Genomic DNA, 18704 nt, shown 5'->3' with positions numbered 1-18704 from the left:
GGGTTGCGGCGCAGAGTGAAACTGACCACTAAAACAAGAACTAAGACGTGCCTGATGAAGGACGCGTGCCGGTACTACCGGGCCGATCCAGTGTCTGCTCGTCACAGCATGAAGTTGCCGGTATGGCTGCTTTATCGTGGGATGCCATGAATTTCATTCTTTACTCAGACGTCAACGACAACTCCATCAGCCAGAGTCTTGGTCGTCCCGAATACAGTTATTACTTTGTGCTCAAGGCTTATCGTCCATTGCTGGAAAGCCTCGGTCGTGTGCACGTCGTATCCACGGTGGCAGAAGTCGACCCGCTCTATCGGCGACTGCTCGCCGCTGGCGAAGACAGCGTATTCCTGTCGTTCGCCCCACCGCAGAAAACCCCGGCCGATCTTCATTGCCCGACGATGTGCGTCGTGGCGTGGGAGTTCGATTCGATTCCCGACGAACAGTGGGACAACGACCCACGACAGGACTGGAGGCAAATGCTTGCGCGCCAGGGTCGGGTCATCACGCTGTCGAGCCACACGGCCCGGTCAATCTGGAGAGCCATGGGTGAGGATTTTCCGGTGCTGGTGTTGCCGACAGCGCTATGGGAAAAGTTTTCTGATATTCGTCAGGCGCATGTCCCGACATCGATCAACGCGGGCGCAACCTTGGCGATCAAAGGCTGTATTTTCGATAGCCGCGAACTCGACTTGTCGGCCGATGCGCTGATCCCCGTTCCGTTGACGCCTGAAGAAGAGGCTGCGCTAGCGGCTGAAATAGAAGCCGCGCGTCCACCTCCGCTGACACTGAAGCGCCGTTACGTCATCGCCCGGCACTATCTGCGCCTGTGGGCGCTGGATCTCGGGCGTGACATGGCAGAGCCAGTACCGCGGGTGAAATTCCTGCAGAACTGGTACTGGGAAGGCATCCGGGATCGGATCCCGGACACCCTTCACGTCTGGCTCGAACAGCGCCTGCCGGCTATTTGCGGTGCGCAACCGATCCCGGCCAACGAACCACTACCGCTGAATCTGCCGCCCACCGATGCGATCATCGAAACGCGCGTCGACGGTGTGGTTTACGTCTCGGTGTTCAATCCCAAGGATGGTCGCAAGAACTGGCATCAATTGATCACAGCGTTTTGCTGGGCATTTCGCGAAACGCCGGACGCTACGTTGGTGGTGAAAATCACCCAGAACGACCTGGCCTCTTACTACAATGAACTGATGACATTGCTCGCGCAGTTGAGTCCGTTCGCTTGCCGCGTTGTGGTGATGCACGGGTATCTTGACGATGCGCAGTATGCCGAGCTCTACAAGGCAGCCACTTTTTACGTCAATGCTTCCAGGTGCGAAGGTTTGTGCCTGCCGTTGATGGAATTCATGTCGAGCGGCAAACCGGTGATCGCGCCTGCCCATACGGCCATGGAAGATTACATCGATGAGTCGGTCGCATTCGTGGTCAAGTCCAGTGAAGAGTTGACGATCTGGCCTCAGGACACGCGCATCGTCTACCGCACTCTGCGATACCGGCCGGACTGGGGCTCGCTGAAAAACGCCTACGAAGACAGCTACCGCATGGCGACCACGCAACCGCAGGACTATCAGAAGATGTCGGCCGCCGCGATCGCGCGCATGCACGATTACTGCGCATTCGGCCTGCTGCAAAAGCGCATGGCGGATTTCCTTACCCTGACAACCAATGCCGCTGAAAACGCGCATGTCCTGGATAACGCCTCATGCTGATCATCATTCACTCCGAAACCAATCAGCACACCATTACGCAAAATCTGGGGCGGTCGGAGTACAGCTATTACTTCGTGCTCAAGGAATATCGACCGGTTCTCGAACGAATCGGGCGCGTTATCGAAGTGGCTGACCCATTGACCGAAGTCGATGCGTTGTATGGCGAATGCCTGGCTCGGGGCGAGCCTTGTGTATTCCTCTCGTTTTCCCCACCGCACCGCACTCCAGTCGATCTGGCATGTCCGACGGTGCCAGTGTTCGCCTGGGAATTCAGCACGATCCCGAACGAGCCGTTTGCCGGCGAACCGCTCAATGACTGGCGCAGCGTTTTGCAAGCCTGCGGCGCGGCCATCACGCATTCCAGCTATACAGTCCAGGCGGTCCGCGAAGCCATGTCGGCGGACTACCCGATCTGCGCCATAGCGGCGCCAGTGTGGGATCGCTTCGCCGCGCGAGGCGCGCAGGCGCAAGGTCAATCGCTCGACGAGCCGCTGCGCTTGACTATCAAGGGACTGGTCGCCGACAGCCGCAAGCTCGAGCTTGATGCTTTTGGCCCGCCGCATTTGCGCAGCGGCGAGGGCATTGACTTCGCTGCACCGGTAACCGAGAAGACGTTATGGCTCGACGGCGTGGTTTACACCTCGGTGTTCAATCCCGGCGACGGGCGCAAGAATTGGGAGGACATGCTCAGCGCTTTCTGCGTGAGCTTTCGCGATGTCGAGGACGCCACCCTGGTGCTGAAACTCACGCACTTCGATGCTGAGCAGGCCCTGACCGACATTCTTCATCATTTGTACAAAAACCAGCCCTATCGTTGCCGCATCGTGTTGATTCATGGCTACCTCGCCGATCCTGACTACGAGCGGCTCGTGCAGGCGACCAGTTACGTGGTCAATACTTCCTACGGTGAAGGCCAGTGTTTGCCGCTGATGGAGTTCATGTCTTGCGGCAAGCCTGCAGTGGCGCCTCGAACCACGGCCATGATCGATTACCTGAGCGCTGAAAATGCTTTTCTGATCGAGTCCACCGACGAACTTACAGCCTGGCCACATGACCCGCGCAAAGCGTTTCGCACGCTGCGTTACGTGACCAACTGGGCATCGTTATGCGAGGCCTATCAAGCCAGTTATGGGGTTGCGAAAAATCAGCCGCAACACTATGTGGCAATGTCTGCGCAAGCCGTCGCCAGCCTCCGGGCATTTTGCAGTCAGGCTGTGGCTGAGCAACGTCTGCGGGCATTTCTTGCGCAGTTGTTCGAACACCGTGCCGCTGCTGGAGAAGCCTGCCAAGCATGAACGGCAAGCGCATCATGGACATCGAAGTGCTACGCGCGATCGCAGTGCTTGGGGTGTTGTTCCATCATTTGCAGGGCAGTCTGTTTACCGATCCGGTGCCTTTGCTGAACGCGATCCCTGCCAGCGTACAAACGTGGTGGGGAGTGGACCTGTTTTTCGCCATCTCCGGATTCGTCATCGCTCGCAGCCTGATTCCGCTGCTGCAAGGTTGTACCAATCGCCAGCAACGCTGGCAGCAGACGCGCTATTTCTCGCTGCGACGGGCGTTTCGCCTGTTGTCTTCAGCCTGGCTATGGCTGGCGCTAATGCTGCTGAGCTGCCTGTTTTTCAATCGCTCCGGCGCCTTCGGCACGCTCTCCGCCAACCTCCAGGCCACCCTGGCCGGTGTGTTGCACTATGCCAATTTCCTTTTCGCCGACAGTTTCTTCCATTACGAGTACGGCAGCAGTTTCGTCTACTGGAGCCTGGCGCTGGAGGAACAGTTTTATCTGCTGTTTCCGCTGCTGATTTTGCTGTTTCGCCAGCGGCTGGTCTGGGCATTGCTGGCCTTGGTCGCCGTGCAGATTCTGACGGTGCGCACGCCGTTGCTGATGATGGTGCGCACTGTCGCTCTGGCGCTTGGCGTGCTGTTAGCGATCTGGAGTTCGCAGCCAGGTTATGAACGCTGGCAGCCGACGTTCCTGCGGCGGCCATGGGCAGGGATCACTGCGCTGATTGCCATCGCTTCGGTGCTGAGCTTCATGGCTACCGACCGTTTCACCTTCGCTCCCCATCGCATCGGCTCGATCGCTGTACTCAGTGCGGTGCTGGTCTGGATCGCTTCATACAATCGCGATTACCTGATACCTGCCGGTGCTGTGCAAAGTTTGCTGGTATGGGTCGGCAGTCGGTCGTATGGCATTTACCTGATTCATATTCCGGCTTATCAACTGGTGCGCGAACTGATTTTCCGTCTGCAGAGCAGCGGTTTGCCGGGTCCTTCCGGGCATTCGGTGCTCACGCTGTTGCTGGCGTGCGCACTTATCGTGCTGCTCAGTGAACTGAACTACCGCTTGATCGAAATGCCGATGCGCAACCGCGGCGCCGTGCTGGTCAAACGCCTCGGCACGTCCCGATCCGCCATCCCTTCCTCTGGAGCCATCTCATGCTGAGTCTTTTGAAGAAACTCACGGCGGCGACGCCGGTTACGCCGGTTGCCGAAAAGATCGATCCGTTCATTCTGGGGCTGCATGATGCGATGCTCAGTGGCTGGTTCAATCAGCAGACCGGCGAGCTGTTCAAAGGCTTCCCGGTGAGTGCCGAGGATACGCTGCTCGACGTTGGCTGCGGTGACGGCGGCAACGTGCATTTCTGCGGCATGCGCGGGGCGAAGATCATCATTGCCGACATTGATGCCGCCAAGGTCGAAGCCACCCGCCAGCGTCTGAGCGACACGCCGGCCCGGGACATCGAATGCCACATTACCGACTGCAACCCGCTACCGATCGCCGACGCAACGGCGACGCGTGTGGTCTCCACCGAGGTGATCGAGCATGTTGATGATCCCGCGCAGTTTCTTGCCGAACTGGTGCGTGTCGGCAAGCCGGGCGCTTTGTATCTGCTGAGCGTGCCGCATCCCAGCTCCGAGGACCTGCAAAAGGACATCGCCGCGCCGGAGTATTTCCAGAAACCCAATCACATACGCATTATCAGCGAAGACCAGTTCAAGGCCATGGTCAGCGACGCCGGGCTGGAGATCATCAGCCACAGTAAATATGGCTTCTACTGGTCGATGTGGATGATGTTGTTCTGGGAAGCCAGGGTCGATCTCAGCAACCCCGATCACCCGATGCTCGAGCACTGGGCCAATACTTGGCAAGCGGTGCTGGATTCCCCGCGCGGTGCACAGATCAAGCAGGCGCTGGATGCGGTGGTGGCCAAGAGTCAGGTGATTATCGCGCGCAAGCCAGCGGCATCCCTGTAGGCGCTGCGGCACGCTGCGATCTTTTGATCTGGAGCATTGAAGCAAGATCAAAAGATCGCAGCCTCGTTTCACTCGTCAGCTCCTACACGGTTTTTGTGTAACCTTGCGGCCTGTGGTTTCGGGGATTTTCAAGGTATGCGGTTTATTGTGGGTCTGTTTCTCGGCGTCTTGCTTGCGGGTTGCGAGCAACACGTCGCGCCGCCTCTCGACCAACAACTTTACGTCTGGCAACGGCAATGGACACCTGCCCATGAACCGGCACTGCGTAACAGCCACGACGATTTCTCGACGCTGCGTGTGCTGGCATTGCAGGCCCTTCCTGGCGAGCGCTGGAGCCGGGCGCGGGTTGATCCGGCATTGTTGAAAGCCGATGGTCGCCCTCTGATCGCAGTGATTCGCCTCGATGGTCAGCTGCAGCCACTGGACCAGCAGCAGGTCACCACGCAGATTCTGCAGATCATTGCCGATTGGCAAGCGCAAGGCCTTACGCCGAACGGTATCGAAATCGACCACGATGCCGGCACCGCGCGGCTGCCGGCGTACGCTGAATTCCTCAAACATTTGCGTGCGGCCTTGCCGCCATCGTTGCCTTTGAGCATCACCGCGCTGCCGGCCTGGCTCGATAGCGCGCAGTTGCCGGCGCTGTTGCGAAGCGTCGACAGCAGCGTGCTGCAAGTCCACGCCGTGAGCGATCCGCGACTGGGTCTGTTCGATCCCGGGCAGGCGTTGAAATGGGCCAAGGCCTGGGCACGTATCAGCGACAAACCCTTCTATCTGGCGCTGCCGGCCTACGGCGTTGCGCTGTTGAGCGATGACGGTGGCGCGCCGGTAGTGGAAAGCGAAGTGCAACTGGAGCGCGGCGGGCAGCGCCGGGAATTGCTCGCCGATCCTCTGCAACTCAGCCAACTGAGCCAGACCTTGCGTGAGGATCCGCCCGAGCATCTGGCTGGATTGATCTGGTTTCGCCTGCCGCTGGCCAGCGATCGTCGCGCCTGGAGCCTGACTACTTTGCGCGCAGTGGCTCGCGGCGATGTGCTGAACAGTCAGTTGCGCCTGTCATTCAAAGAGCAGGGCGGTCTCTATGACATCCAGCTCGAAAACCGCGGCAATCTCGACAGCCCGTGGCCTGCGCAAATCACGCTTAAGGCGCAGGGTTGTGCTGGCGCCGATGCGCTCGCCGGTTACTCGTTGCAACAAAGTGCCAATCTGCTTACCTTCACCCGCCTGCGTGACGGTCGCTTGCCGGCGGGCGGACAGCGCGCTGTCGGTTGGGCGCGTTGTGCACATATTGATCAAGGAGGTTCGCATGTTGACCCGTAACTGGCCCCGCCATCTGCTTTGCCTGAGCCTCAGTCTGCCGCTGGGTTCGGCGCTGGCGTGCGGCCCGGACTTCCCGATGCGCCTGCTCGACAACCGCGCGCAGACCCTGGCGGATTTGCCCGAAGGCAGTTTCAGCTTCGAAGTCAGTCGCCTGGGTAAAACCATTGCCGGGCTGAAAAATGTCACTGCTGCGACCCACAACCCCAACGATTATGCCGAAGATAACGCGTCAGAGCTGGCGCGCGAACAGGCTGAGCAGGTGGGCCTGAGCGTCGAGCACTACACTTTGGTCAAGCGCCTGCGCGGGCTCAGCGATGCCCATCAGGCCGAGGAGCAGGGCGCCAGTCTGCCGGCGGAAATCCGCTTGTATGTCGCCGGCGCCGTGGCCTTTGCCACCGGCGATCATCAATTGGCTACGGCATATTTCAACAAGGTGCTGGCGCTGCCGGCAGACCAGCGTCCGTTGCGCAGCACGTGGGCGGCGTATTCCCTCGGGCGCATCGCCTTCGCCATGAGCAACGAGGCGCACGATCGCATCGAAGCGCTGGAAGAAGCGCGCGATGCATTCCGCCAGGCCCGGCAACTGAGCATCGACGGCTTCAGCGATCCACTGGAACTGGGCGTTGCCAGCCTTGGTGAAGAGGCCCGGGTGTTGCGCAGCGCGGGCGACTGGAGCGGCGCCATCGAACTGTACGAAGCACAGAACCTGCACGGTTCGGCCGTCGGTTACACCTCGCTCAAGCAACTGATGAACGAGCTGGCCGAATTGCCGGAATCTCAGCTGGCCAAACTGCTGCAGCAGCCAGCGGTGCAGCAACTGGTCACGGCATCGCTGGTCAGCCGTCAGGGCTGGTCATTTGGTGAGCAGCCGCCGAATGAAAAGAAACTGGTAACTCTGTTGCAGAACAGCACCCGTGGCAGCCTCGACAATGCCGATCGAATGGCGGCGATGAGTTATCAACAGGGCGACTACGCGTCCGCCAAGGCCTTTCTGGTAAACGCCGGGGACGGCGGGCTGGCCTGGTGGCTGCGGGCAAAACTGGCAGTGCGTGACGGCGACACGACTGCCGCTGCCGCCGCCTACGCCAAAGCCGCCCAGGCTTTTCCGCAGAATGAAGACTGGGGCTATCGCCGCACGCCGGACTGGGCGTTTGAAACGGTGCAGCCAAAATGCCGGGTGGAGGGCGAAAGCGCGATCCTGGCGTTGCAGCGCGGCGAATACCTTCAAGCGTTCGTGCAGCTGTATCGCAGCAACAGCCTTTACTGGTTCGATGCCGCCACCGTTGCCGAGCGGGTGCTGACGGTCGATGAGCTCAAGCAGTACGTCGATGAGAACGTGCCGGCGCCGCCGCCATTGACGCAGCAGGAGCGCGACAACTATGTGCCGCTGTCGGTGGCCGCCAATCTGCGCAATCTGCTCGGTCGGCGCTTGCTGCGTGAGGGGCGATACGAGGAAGCGGTCGGTTATTTCGCCAGTGACGATCTGCAGCACAAGGCCCGGCTCTATGGCGAGCAACGGCTCAAGGCCGAGTCGGCGTGGTGGCCGAGCAAACGCGCCAGTGCGTTGTACAACGCCGCGTGGACGGCCCGGGAGTGGGGCATGGACATCCTCGGTTATGAGATGGCGCCTGATTACGCCACCTTCGGCGGCAATTACACGCTGGAGAGCACGAAGCTGGATGTCGGCCCGCTGATCTCCACTGCGGAAGTGCAGCGCCAGCAGGCCAGCGCCGCGCAACCGGATCAGCGTTATCACTATCGTTTCGTCGCCACGGCACTGGCCAGTCGCGCCGCCGATAACCTGCCGCACACCAGTCAGGCGTTTGCTGCGGTGTTGTGCAATGCCGCCGGCTGGAACAGCAGCCTTGAGGACCAGAGCGCGCTGTATCAGCGCTACGTCAAGGAAGGCCCTTATGTGCCGTGGGCGCAAGACTTCGGCAATCAATGCCCGTATCCGGACTTCGAAAATGTCGACAAGCGCTACGTCACCCAAGTGACCGACGCGGTGCGTGCGACGCTGCGGCCGTACAAGTGGCCGGTGCAGATCGGCGCGGTGCTGCTGGTCGCTGTTGCTGCGTTAATGCTGATTACCCGTCGTCAGCGCAAGGTGCGCAAAGGCTAGGCCTGTTGAATAAAACCCAGGCGTACGGCGAAGCCAATCAACAGGCTGCCGAACAGCCATTGCTGAATGCGCTGGGCGGTCGGACTGTGTTGCAGCCAACGGCCTAGGGCCGCGCCGGTCATGGCGACAACACTGTCGAACAGCAGGCCGACGCTGACCAGCACCAGGCCGAGCACGGCGAACTGTGTCAGCACCGGCGCGCCGCCGCTGACGATAAACTGTGGCAATAGCACTGAGCAGAACAGCAACGCCTTGGGATTAAGCAGGTTGGTCAGCAAACCGCGACGGATCGCACCGCGCCACTGGTCTTGGGCAGGCGCCTGCTCTTGGGCTTGCAGGCTCGGCACCAGCGAGCTGCGCAAACACTGGATGCCGATCCACAGCAGATAGGCCGCGCCAGCGATGCGCACCACGTCAAACGTCCACGGCGCCGTTTTGAACAGCGCCGCCAGCCCCAATGCTGCCAGTCCCACGTGGCAGGCGCGGGCGATGGCCAGGCCCAGCGCGGTGGCCAGCGCCGGAGCTCGACCTTGCCGCGCACCGGTTTGCAACAGCAGGATCATGTCCGGTCCCGGCAGTAGCAGGACCACAGCCAGGGTCAGGATAAACAGCCACAGACTTGCCACATCACACCCCCATTCGTTGTTTATATGCTCGCGCCAGTCTAGAGCGAGGGGGCGGGGCAGGTGCTTGCGTAGTCAGCTTCAAACCATGGCGGTTTTGGCATAACCTGCTGGTTTCCAACCGTCAGACTATCGGAATCTGCCAAAGATGAAACTCGACGCCTATGACCGCAAGATTCTCGCCGCGCTGCAGCGCAACGGACGCCTGAGCAATGTCGAGCTGGCAGAAGAAATCGGCCTGTCGGCCTCGCCGTGCCTGCGCCGGGTGCGTATGCTGGAAGAGGCGGGGGTGATTCGAGGCTACCAGGCCAATCTGGATCGCGATGAAGTCGGGCTGGGGCTGACGGTGTTTGTCGGGGTCAAGGTCGAGCGGCACAACGAAGAACGCGCCGAAGCTTTTTATGCCGCTGTTACTGCATTGCCTGAAGTGGTCTCAGCATTTCTGGTGTCCGGCGAATCGGACTTTTTGTTGCAGGTAGTGGTGCCTGATTTGCGCGCTTATGACCGCTTTGTCAGCGGCCATCTGCTCAAGCTTCCGGGTGTGAGCGATATTCGCAGCAACTTTGCCATTCACACGGTGAAAGCGCCGGGGGCGTTGCCGTTGGGCCATCTGCCGCTGTAGACCGGGTGGCGCCATTCGCGAGCAGGCTCGCTCCCACAGGGGGAACGCATTCCAAAGTGGGAGCGAGCCTGCTCGCGAAGACGGCGGAAAGGTTTGGAACCTACATCTGCGTCGCCATCCCCTCGACATTCATCGCTGCCTGACGCAATGCTTCCGAACGCGTCGGGTGCGGATGGCAGGTCAGGGCAATGTCCTCGGCCGAGGCGCTGAACTCCATCGCCACACAGAACTCGCCGATCATCTCGCTCACGCTCGGCCCGACCAGATGCACGCCGAGCACTTCGTCCGTGCGCTCGTCGGCGAGGACTTTGGCAAAGCCTTCTGTTTCGTGATTGATCTTCGCCCGGCTGTTGGCAGTGAAGGGAAACTTGCCGACCTTGTAGGCACGGCCCTCGGCCTTGAGCTGTTCTTCGGTCTGGCCGACGCTGGCCAGTTCCGGTTGGGTGTAGATGACGTTAGGGATCAGCGCGTAATTGACCTCGCCGGCCTTGCCGTGGATCTGCTCGACGCAGGCCATGGCTTCGTCTTCAGCCTTGTGCGCAAGCATCGGCCCGGACGTGACGTCGCCGATCACCCAGACCCCGGCGGCTTCGGTGCGATGTTGCTTGTTGGCGAGCATGCCGCGTTTGTCGGTACTCAGGCCGACGTTCTCCAGCCCCAGGCCTTGGGTGTACGGACGGCGCCCGATGGCCACCAGCACATAGTCGGCTTCGATCAGCTCAGCCGTGCCACCGGCGGCAGGCTCGACGCTAAGCTGCACGCCTGTGGCGGAGCTGGTGGCACTGGTGACCTTCGAGCTCAGTTTGAAGGCGATGCCTTGCTTGCTCAGCGCGCGCTGCAAGGTTTTGCCGGCCTCGCCATCGACGCCGGGGCAGATACGATCAAGGTATTCGACCACGGTGACCTGCGCGCCGAGTCGGCGCCATACCGAACCCAGCTCCAGGCCGATTACCCCGGCACCAATCACTACCAGATGTTTGGGCACTTCACTCAACGACAGCGCGCCGGTGGAATCGAGGATGCGCTGGTTGTCGATCTCGACGCCGGGCAGGGGAGTGGGCTCGGAACCGGTGGCGATGATGATGTCCTTGGCGCTGAGCTCGCTCTTGTTGCCTTGAGCGTCGGTCACCGTCACTTTGCCCGGGCCGTCGATATGGCCCCAACCCTTGATCCAGTCGACTTTATTCTTGCGAAACAGAAACTCGATGCCCTTGGTCAGGCCGGCGACGCTCTCGTCTTTCTGTTTCATCATCTGCGCAAGGTTCAGCGTCGGTTTGACCTCGATGCCGAGATTGGCGAACTCCGTGCCCACCGCAGCGGCGTACAGCTCTGACGCATGCAACAAGGCTTTGGACGGCATGCAGCCGACATTCAGGCAGGTGCCGCCGAGGGTTGCACGTCCTTCGACGCAAGCGGCCTTGAGCCCGAGCTGGCCGGCGCGGATCGCCGCGTTATAACCGCCGGGGCCACCGCCCAGAATCACTACGTCATAGTTGCTCATGCGCTTGCTCCAGATTGCTCGAAGGGGATAGCCAAGATTAGTCGCGATAAAAATTATGTGCGTAATATGAGCTTCGCCGAACATTTCGGTCAAGGCTTCAGGCAAGCGACAGCTGCGGGATTTTTGAATAAGCACAATTGTGTACGAATATTTCACAGTTTGCGTTATATCGTAACGCTATGAACGCGGGGGCCTACATTTTCGGGGTGTTATGCAAGTCGATCTTGAGTTGGACGCCACGCCAGTCACCGGGCTGCCGCGCTTTCAGCAGGCAGCCGTGCAGTCACGCAAATTGCGTCGGTTGGCGTATGGACTCGGCGCAGTGGCGGGGTCGGGCTGGGTGCTGGCGTTTTTCGTCTGCCTGTTTGCGCCGCAGTCCCTGTGGTTGCCGTTGTTGGTCAATCAGGGCGCAGCGTTGCTGGTGCTGGTCGCCGGTCTGCAATCGGCGTGGTGGGTGACGCGCTGGCGCGCGCGGGTGATGCATCCGCCCGCTTCGCAATCGACCGTCGTGGAGGAGGGCGCTGCAGCCGAAGGCTGGTACGAAAGGCTGCTGGAGCGATTGAGTCAGCAGAGCCGCCATCTGCTTGGACAAATCGGTGCGCCGACGTTGTGGCTCGGCGGCTGGGCGTTGCTGGTTCTGCTTGGTATTGAGCAGGTGTGGAATCTCACGTTGCCTGCGGCGGCCTTGGGGCTGGCGGCGAGCATCGGTGCGGCATTGGCGTTGTTGCTGGCGTTTGCCCTGCTGGTGCTGGAACGGCAACTGGCGCAGGAACCGCCGGCGCAATGGCCGGAAGCGGCTGCCCTGGCGCAACTGACCCGGGTGGTGATCATCATTCTGTTGATTGGTGCGCTGTGTCTGTTGTTTGCCAGCGAAAACGCAGTCTGGCCGGTACGCGTGGCGGTGCTCAGCGCAGTCCTGCCAATATTGGTTGCCGGCGAACTGCTGTTGCGCGCGTTACTGTCTGTCTTCAGCCCGCGGCGTGAACAACTGGAACCGACCCTGCTGGCGCGCAGTTTTATCGCCGATATGCTGCGCTGGCCGCCGCAGCCCTGGCTGGCGTTGCAGCATGAAATGCACAATCGGTTCGGCATCGATCTGCGCCAGATCTGGGCCTTCAGTTACATGCGCCGGGCCTTGTTGCCGGTGTTGGCGGTGGTCGCCCTGAGCGGTTGGCTGCTGAGCGGCGTACATGAGATTCCCCTGCAAGGTCGCGGCATCTACGAGCGCTTCGGTAAACCGGTACAGGTTTTCGGCCCGGGTTTGCATGCCGGTTTGCCTTGGCCATTGGGGCGTGTGATTTCCGTTGAAAACGGTGTGGTTCATGAACTGGCAACCAGTGTCGGCGACAAGCCAATCGCCGTGCAGTCCGATTCCGCTGAAGGCCCGGCGCCGCTGACCGCCAACCGTTTGTGGGACGCCAGCCACGTCAACGACAAATCCCAGGTCATCGCCAGCAGCCGCGGCGCGCAACAGGGCCTGCAAATCGTCAACATGGACGTGCGCTTTGTTTATCGCATCGGTTTGAACGACGAGGCGGCACTCGCCGCGACTTATAACAGCGCAGATGTACCGACACTGATTCGCAGCACCGCCAGCCGCATCCTGGTTCACGATTTTGCCTCGCGCACCCTCGACGGTCTGCTCGGCGACGACAGGGCAGGGCTGGCCGAGGAAATCGGTCGCGCAGTACAAAGTGATCTGAACAGATTGAACAGTGGTGTGGAAATCCTCGCCACAGTCGTCGAAGCGATTCATCCACCGGCCGGCGCGGCGAATGCCTATCACAGTGTGCAAGCGGCGCAGATCGGCGCGCAGGCGTTGATCGCTCGCGAACGCGGGGCGGCTGCGCAGGCCACTAACGAGGCGCAGTTGCAGGCGAGCACGGCGCGGGATCAGGCAATGGCCAATGCGCGGGAGATCAACGCCGCTGCGCAAACCGCCGACCTGAAATTCAGCGCCGAACAGAAAGCCTTTGCCAGTGCTGGCCAGGCCTTCGTGCTGGAGCAATATCTCAGCCAGCTCAGTCAGGGCTTGAGTAAAGCCAGGTTGCTGGTGCTCGATCATCGACTCGGCGGCAGCGCAAATGCGCCAACCATTGATCTGCGCACTTTTACGTTGCCGGCTGATCCGTCGCCCGCCCGTACCACCGCTCAACCAGGAGCCACCCATTGAGCCAGTCGCCTGTTCATGACGTTCACGACCACAGCAACCACGACCATGGCCACGGCGGGCATCACCATCATCATGGTCATCACCACCATCACGGCGAGGTGCCAGAAGTCGGACCATTTCCTTGGCGGCGTATGAGCTGGGCTGCGTTGCTGGTGGCGTTTGCCATTGCCGCCGCGAGTCTGGTGCAAGTGCGCTCCGGTGAAGCCACGGTCATCACCCGTTTCGGTAATCCTTCGCGGGTATTGCTTGATCCCGGTTTGAGCTGGCGCTGGCCGGCACCGTTAGAAGCGGCGATCCCGGTGGACTTGCGTCTACGTACCACCTCAAGTGGTTTGCAGGACGTCGGCACCAAGGATGGTTTGCGCATCATCGTTCAGGCCTACGTGGCGTGGCAGGTGCAGGGTGATCCTGAACATGTGCAGCGTTTCATGCGTGCCGTGCAGAATCAGCCGGACGAAGCGGCGCGGCAGATTCGCACCTTTGTCGGCTCAGCGCTGGAGACCACGGCCAGCAGCTTTGACCTGGCCAATCTGGTCAACACTGATGCCAAACAAGTGCGCATCGGCGATTTTGAAACGCAGTTGCGTCAGCAGATCGACCAACAGTTGCTCGCTACATATGGCGTGCGCGTGGTGCAGGTGGGTGTCGAGCGTTTGACTTTGCCATCGGTCACGCTCAGCGCCACGGTCGACCGCATGCGTGCCGAGCGTGAAACCATTGCTACCGAACGCACGGCTGTTGGCAAACGCGAAGCGGCGCAAATCCGTTCCGCCGCCGAGCGCGATGCGCGGATCGTCCAGGCTGATGCGACGGTGAAAGCCGCTGAAATTGAAGCGCGATCGCGAGTCGAGGCTGCGCAGATTTATGGGCGCGCCTACGCCAGCTCGCCGCAGCTTTACAACCTGCTGCGCTCCCTCGATACCCTCGGCACGATTGTCACACCGGACACCAAATTGATTCTGCGCACCGATGCCGCACCTTTCCGCGTATTGGTCGACGGCCCACCGATGCTCGACAACAAAGCCGGATCGCAGCCATGAGCGAAGAAGTTCCACGTGGAACACATGCGTTGAACAGTCCGTGGATCCAGGCCGGACGTCTGACCTTCATCGCCCTGTATGCGATCACTGTGCTGGCGGCGCTGGCATGGGCGTTCTCGAATGTCCGGCAGATTGATCCGCAAAACCGCGCGGTGGTGCTGCACTTCGGCGCGCTCGATCGCGTTCAGAATGCCGGGCTGTTATGGGCGTGGCCGCAACCCTTTGAGCAGGTTGTTCTGTTGCCGGCGGCTGACCGGGTGATCGAGCGTCGAGTGGAAAATCTGTTGCGCAGTGACGAAGCTCTGAAGGCTGATCGGGTAGCGTCCTTCGCCACGCCATTGAGCGATGCACTCGCCGGGTCTGGTTATTTATTGACCGGTGACGCCGGTGTAGTGCAACTGGACGTGCGAGTGTTTTACCAAGTCTCCGATCCGTACGAATTCGTGTTGCAAGGCGAGCATGTGCTGCCAGCACTCGATCGGCTGGTGACGCGCAGCGCCGTGGCCCTGGCCGCCGCGCGAGATCTCGACACCATCCTGGTCGCTCGCCCGGAATTGATCGGCGCCGACAATCAGGCGGCCGAGCGCCGTGAGCGATTGCGCGGTGATCTGCTGCAAGGCATTAACGCGCGTCTCGCTGAACTGAAGGCGAGCGGCCAGGGCATCGGCATCGAGGTGTCGCGGGTGGATGTGCAATCAAGTCTGCCGGAGCCGGCGGTCAGTGCCTTCAATGCGGTTCTGACCGCCAGTCAGCAAGCCGATAAGGCCGTGGCCAATGCGCGGACCGAGGCGGAAAAACTCACTCAGTCGGCCAACGAACAGGCTGACCGCACACTCCAGGTGGCTCACGCGCAGGCGGGCGAGCGTCTTGCAAAAGCCTCGGCCGATACCGCAACCGTTTCGGGTCTGGCCACATCTACCGACCCGCAAATGCTCCTGCGTCTGTATCGCGAACGCCTGCCGAAAATTTTCGGTCAGGCCGGGTCGGTCACCACCGTCAACCCGAAAGACGATTCCCGGTTGATCATTCAAGGAGCCAGTCAATGACGGCGACCACCGCTGCTCCGAGTCTGTTGTCCTCGGCTGAACAACGTCGCGCCGCGCGTCAGTTGACCCTGGCGATGCTTGCGCTCGGGTTGCTGGGTCTGGGTTTGATCTGGCGCTGGATGCTCCCGGAGCAAACCGGTGTCAGCCAGTTGCTGCTCGGTTTCGCCTCGTTGCTGGTAGCGGTTCCGGTGATGCGTTCGGCTTGGTACAGCCTGCGTTACCCGAGCCTGCACGGCATCACCGATCAGTTGATCGCGCTGGCCATGCTCGGTGCCTGGGCGACCGGTGATCTGCTCACTGCGGCGTTGTTGCCGATCATCATGATCTTCGGCCATGTGCTTGAGGAGCGCAGCGTGATCGGCTCCCAGGAAGCGATCAATGCGCTTGGCCAGTTGACCCGCAGCCATGCGCGCAAGCTGCAAGCAGATGGTTCGATCATTGAAGTGGACAACGGCACGCTCAGCGCTGGCGATGTTGTCGAGGTGCGGGCCGGTGATCGGGTGCCGGCGGACGGTCGGGTCTTATCGGGGCAGGCGAGCCTTGATACCGCGTCGATTACCGGTGAGTCGGTTCCGGTGGAAGCGGGCGTCGGCATGCTGGTGTTTGGCGGCGCGATCAACCTCGATGGATTGCTGCGCGTCGAAGTCACCCGCACCGGCGGCGAATCCACCTTGGGCAAAGTCATCGCCCTGATGCAAAACGCCGAGCGCTCGAAACCGCCGATCACGCGATTGCTCGAACGCTATGCCGGCAGCTACATGGTGCTGGTCTTGTTGCTGGCGGCGGTGACCTGGTTCGTCACCCATGATGCACAGGCGATGGTCGCGGTGTTGGTGGCGGCGTGTCCGTGTGCGTTGGTGCTGTCGGCGCCGGCCACGGCGATTGCCGGTGTCGCCGTCGCCGCGCGTCACGGGATTCTGATTCGCAGCTCGGCGTTCCTCGAAGAACTCGCCGATCTGACCTCGCTGGTGGTCGACAAAACCGGCACGCTGACGTACGGCACCTTGCGTTTGCAGTCGATCGACAGCCTGAATGCGGACACCGCCGAAGTGCAGACACTGGCCGCCAGTCTCGGCGCGGCGAGCAGTCATCCGGTGAGCCGGGCACTCGCCGGGATGGCCGATCAGGAAGCCTATTGGCCTCTGACCGACATCCATGAGCGCCAAGGCCTGGGCGTAGTGGCGACGACAGAGAAGGGCGAAGCTGCGCTCGGTCGTCCAGAGTTGTTCGCGCAACTGGGTATCACAACCACCCTTGTTCCTGAGCACGATGGCCCGATCGCCGGGTTGGCCCTGAACGGCGAATTCCTCGCCTGGCTGCTGCTAGCAGACAGCATCAAACCGGAAGCGCGCTTTGCCTTGAACGAGTTACGCGAATTGGGGCTGGGACGCCAACTCCTGTTGACCGGTGATCGTCAGAGCGTTGCCCTGACCCTGGCACAGGAAGTCGGGCTGAACGAAGTCCAGGCGCAAGCGCTTCCGGAGGACAAACTCAATCGCGTGCTCAAGGAAATCGATCACGGCTTTCGTCCGATGGTGGTAGGCGACGGTATCAACGATTCACTCGCGCTCAAGGCCGGCGTGGTCGGCGTGGCAATGGGTGCTGGCGGCGCTGACATTGCCCTGGCGTCGGCGGACATTGTCTTGATCGGCAGCGATTTGCGCCGCCTCGGTACTTGCGTGCGCTTGAGTCGTCAGTGCCGGCGTACATTGCAGGTCAATGTGATCATCGGCCTCGGCTGGACGCTGGCTATCGTGGTCTTCGCGGCGTTCGGCTGGCTTGGTGCGGCCGGGGCGATGATCGCGGCGCTGCTGCATAACCTGAGTACGCTGTTGGTGTTGGGCAACGCCGGACGTTTGCTGCGCTTTCAGGAGCCCTTGCTCAGGCTCGACGCTCAGAATAAATGAAAGAAAATTCATCGAACCGCCGAGTGCGCAGGCAGTCATCTATCGTAAGACGCGTCGTCTGTGGCGTTCAGCCGATGTGCCGATCACGATAGACAAGGCCGATCGAATCGATAGCCTGCTATTTTTCCAGGTTGGTCTACCCTCAGATCAGACGTCTGAAACAAGGGGGGATTTTCCATGCTCGCGCAACTTCCACCGGCCTTACAGAATCTGCAGTTACCGCTTCGCCTGCGACTCTGGGACGGCCACGAGTTCAATCTGGGCCCGACGCCCAGCGTAACCATCGTCGTCAAGGACCCGCAGATGGTTACTCAATTCACCCACCCAAGCCTGGATGCGCTGGGTGCGGCGTTCGTCGAAGGCAAGCTGGAACTGGAGGGCTCGATCAGCGAGGTCATTCGGGTTTGCGACGAGTTGAGCAATGCGCTGCTCGACGAAGACGAAGGCAGTCAGCCGGTGCGTGCGCATCACGACAAAGACACCGATGCCAAAGCCATTTCCTATCACTACGACCTGTCGAATGCGTTCTACCAGCTCTGGCTGGATAGCGACATGGCGTATTCCTGTGCCTATTTCGAAACCGGTAGCGAAACCCTCGAACAGGCGCAGCAAGCCAAATTCCGCCATCTGTGCCGCAAGCTGCGCTTGCAGCCGGGCGAGTATTTGCTGGATGTCGGCTGCGGTTGGGGCGGTCTGGCGCGGTATGCGGCGCGAGAGTTCGGCGTAAAGGTGTTCGGTATTACTTTGAGCAAGGAGCAGTTGGCGCTGGCGCAGGAGCGGGTCAGGGCCGAGGGTCTGGAAGATCAGGTCGAACTGCAATTGCTCGACTATCGCGATCTGCCGCAGGACGGCCGCTTCGACAAGGTTGTCAGCGTCGGCATGTTCGAACACGTTGGTCATGCCAATCTCGCCGAGTATTGCGCAACGCTGTTTGGCGCGGTGAAAGAGGGCGGCCTGGTGATGAACCACGGCATCACCGCCAAACACACCGATGGCCGCCCGGTTGGACGCGGCGCTGGCGACTTTATCGAAAAATACGTGTTCCCCAACGGCGAGTTGCCGCATCTGGCGATGATCTCAGCCGAGATCAGTGAAGCCGGGCTGGAAATCGTCGATGTCGAAAGCTTGCGCCTGCACTACGCGCGCACGCTCGATCACTGGAGTGAGCGACTGGAGGATAACCTCGAAGCTGCGGCGAAACTGGTGCCTGAGCAAGCACTGCGTATCTGGCGTCTGTATCTGGCCGGTTGCGCGTACGCCTTTGCCCGGGGCTGGATCAATCTGCATCAGATCCTCGCCGTGAAAGCGCATCCGGATGGCAGCCACGAACTGCCCTGGACCCGCGACGACATCTACCACCCCTGAAAC

The 18704-nt window shown here is 60.9% G+C and carries 14 protein-coding genes; 12 read left to right on the top strand and 2 right to left on the bottom strand.

All coding sequences use genetic code 11. The features are described 5' to 3' along the window. The first annotated feature begins 146 nt into the window (after positions 1-146). The 6 genes from AC0IXA_RS09675 to AC0IXA_RS09650 all read left to right on the top strand — a co-directional run bounded on the left by AC0IXA_RS09675 (position 147) and on the right by AC0IXA_RS09650 (position 8424). Positions 147-1724 carry a glycosyltransferase gene (locus AC0IXA_RS09675; protein WP_471812799.1) on the top strand — a complete coding sequence of 526 codons (1578 nt, stop codon included), beginning with the start codon at positions 147-149 and terminating at the stop codon, positions 1722-1724. Further along, positions 1718-3019 carry a glycosyltransferase gene (locus tag AC0IXA_RS09670; protein WP_341638229.1) on the top strand — a complete coding sequence of 434 codons (1302 nt, stop codon included), beginning with the start codon at positions 1718-1720 and terminating at the stop codon, positions 3017-3019. The genes AC0IXA_RS09675 and AC0IXA_RS09670 overlap by 7 nt, the downstream gene beginning before the upstream one ends. After that, complete coding sequence (locus tag AC0IXA_RS09665; protein WP_471812797.1) at positions 3016-4170, top strand: acyltransferase family protein; 1155 nt, start codon at positions 3016-3018, stop codon at positions 4168-4170. Before AC0IXA_RS09670 ends, AC0IXA_RS09665 begins: the two co-directional genes overlap by 4 nt. After that, a complete protein-coding gene (locus tag AC0IXA_RS09660) occupies positions 4164-4982 on the top strand; it encodes a class I SAM-dependent methyltransferase (protein ID WP_471812795.1) in 819 nt (272 codons plus the stop codon). The genes AC0IXA_RS09665 and AC0IXA_RS09660 overlap by 7 nt, the downstream gene beginning before the upstream one ends. A gap of 135 nt (positions 4983-5117) precedes the next feature. Next, positions 5118-6302, top strand: coding sequence for a DUF3142 domain-containing protein (locus AC0IXA_RS09655; RefSeq protein ID WP_471812793.1), 1185 nt, complete (start codon positions 5118-5120; stop codon positions 6300-6302). After that, positions 6289-8424, top strand: a complete 2136-nt coding sequence (locus tag AC0IXA_RS09650; RefSeq protein WP_471812791.1) for a hypothetical protein — start codon at positions 6289-6291, stop codon at positions 8422-8424. The genes AC0IXA_RS09655 and AC0IXA_RS09650 overlap by 14 nt, the downstream gene beginning before the upstream one ends. Here AC0IXA_RS09650 and AC0IXA_RS09645 read toward each other — a convergent pair. Continuing rightward, positions 8421-9050, bottom strand: coding sequence for a LysE family translocator (locus AC0IXA_RS09645; RefSeq protein ID WP_471812789.1), 630 nt, complete (start codon positions 9048-9050; stop codon positions 8421-8423). The two genes, AC0IXA_RS09650 and AC0IXA_RS09645, sit on opposite strands and share 4 nt — an antisense overlap. A gap of 145 nt (positions 9051-9195) precedes the next feature. Between AC0IXA_RS09645 and AC0IXA_RS09640 the strand changes: the two genes are divergently transcribed. Beyond that, positions 9196-9669: an Lrp/AsnC family transcriptional regulator gene (locus tag AC0IXA_RS09640; protein ID WP_041476556.1), complete on the top strand. Its 474-nt coding sequence runs from the start codon at positions 9196-9198 to the stop codon at positions 9667-9669. A gap of 100 nt (positions 9670-9769) precedes the next feature. On the opposite strand, the gene lpdA is transcribed toward AC0IXA_RS09640, so the two are convergent. Beyond that, entirely contained in the window at positions 9770-11170 is a 1401-nt protein-coding gene (gene lpdA, locus AC0IXA_RS09635) for a dihydrolipoyl dehydrogenase (RefSeq protein WP_016772429.1), read from the bottom strand. 211 nt (positions 11171-11381) lie between these two features. Here lpdA and hflK (AC0IXA_RS09630) point away from each other — a divergent pair, with 211 nt between their 5' ends. From hflK (AC0IXA_RS09630) to cfaB, 5 genes are all read left to right on the top strand, one after another. Then, a complete protein-coding gene (gene hflK / locus AC0IXA_RS09630) occupies positions 11382-13343 on the top strand; it encodes a protease modulator HflK (RefSeq protein WP_341638223.1) in 1962 nt (653 codons plus the stop codon). Continuing rightward, positions 13340-14383: a protease modulator HflC gene (hflC, locus tag AC0IXA_RS09625; RefSeq protein ID WP_471812786.1), complete on the top strand. Its 1044-nt coding sequence runs from the start codon at positions 13340-13342 to the stop codon at positions 14381-14383. Before hflK (AC0IXA_RS09630) ends, hflC begins: the two co-directional genes overlap by 4 nt. Continuing rightward, positions 14380-15429: a protease modulator HflK gene (gene hflK / locus AC0IXA_RS09620; RefSeq protein ID WP_341638221.1), complete on the top strand. Its 1050-nt coding sequence runs from the start codon at positions 14380-14382 to the stop codon at positions 15427-15429. Before hflC ends, hflK (AC0IXA_RS09620) begins: the two co-directional genes overlap by 4 nt. After that, positions 15426-17336 (top strand): cation-translocating P-type ATPase, encoded by a 1911-nt coding sequence (locus AC0IXA_RS09615; RefSeq protein WP_471812784.1) that lies wholly within the window; start codon positions 15426-15428, stop codon positions 17334-17336. The genes hflK (AC0IXA_RS09620) and AC0IXA_RS09615 overlap by 4 nt, the downstream gene beginning before the upstream one ends. A gap of 177 nt (positions 17337-17513) precedes the next feature. Beyond that, positions 17514-18701, top strand: coding sequence for a C17 cyclopropane fatty acid synthase CfaB (gene cfaB / locus AC0IXA_RS09610; RefSeq protein WP_471812782.1), 1188 nt, complete (start codon positions 17514-17516; stop codon positions 18699-18701). Positions 18702-18704: the final 3 nt, after the last annotated feature.

The sequence above is a fragment of the Pseudomonas sp. AC083 genome (assembly GCF_979253165.1).
This window is presented reverse-complemented; position numbering and strand designations above follow the sequence as displayed.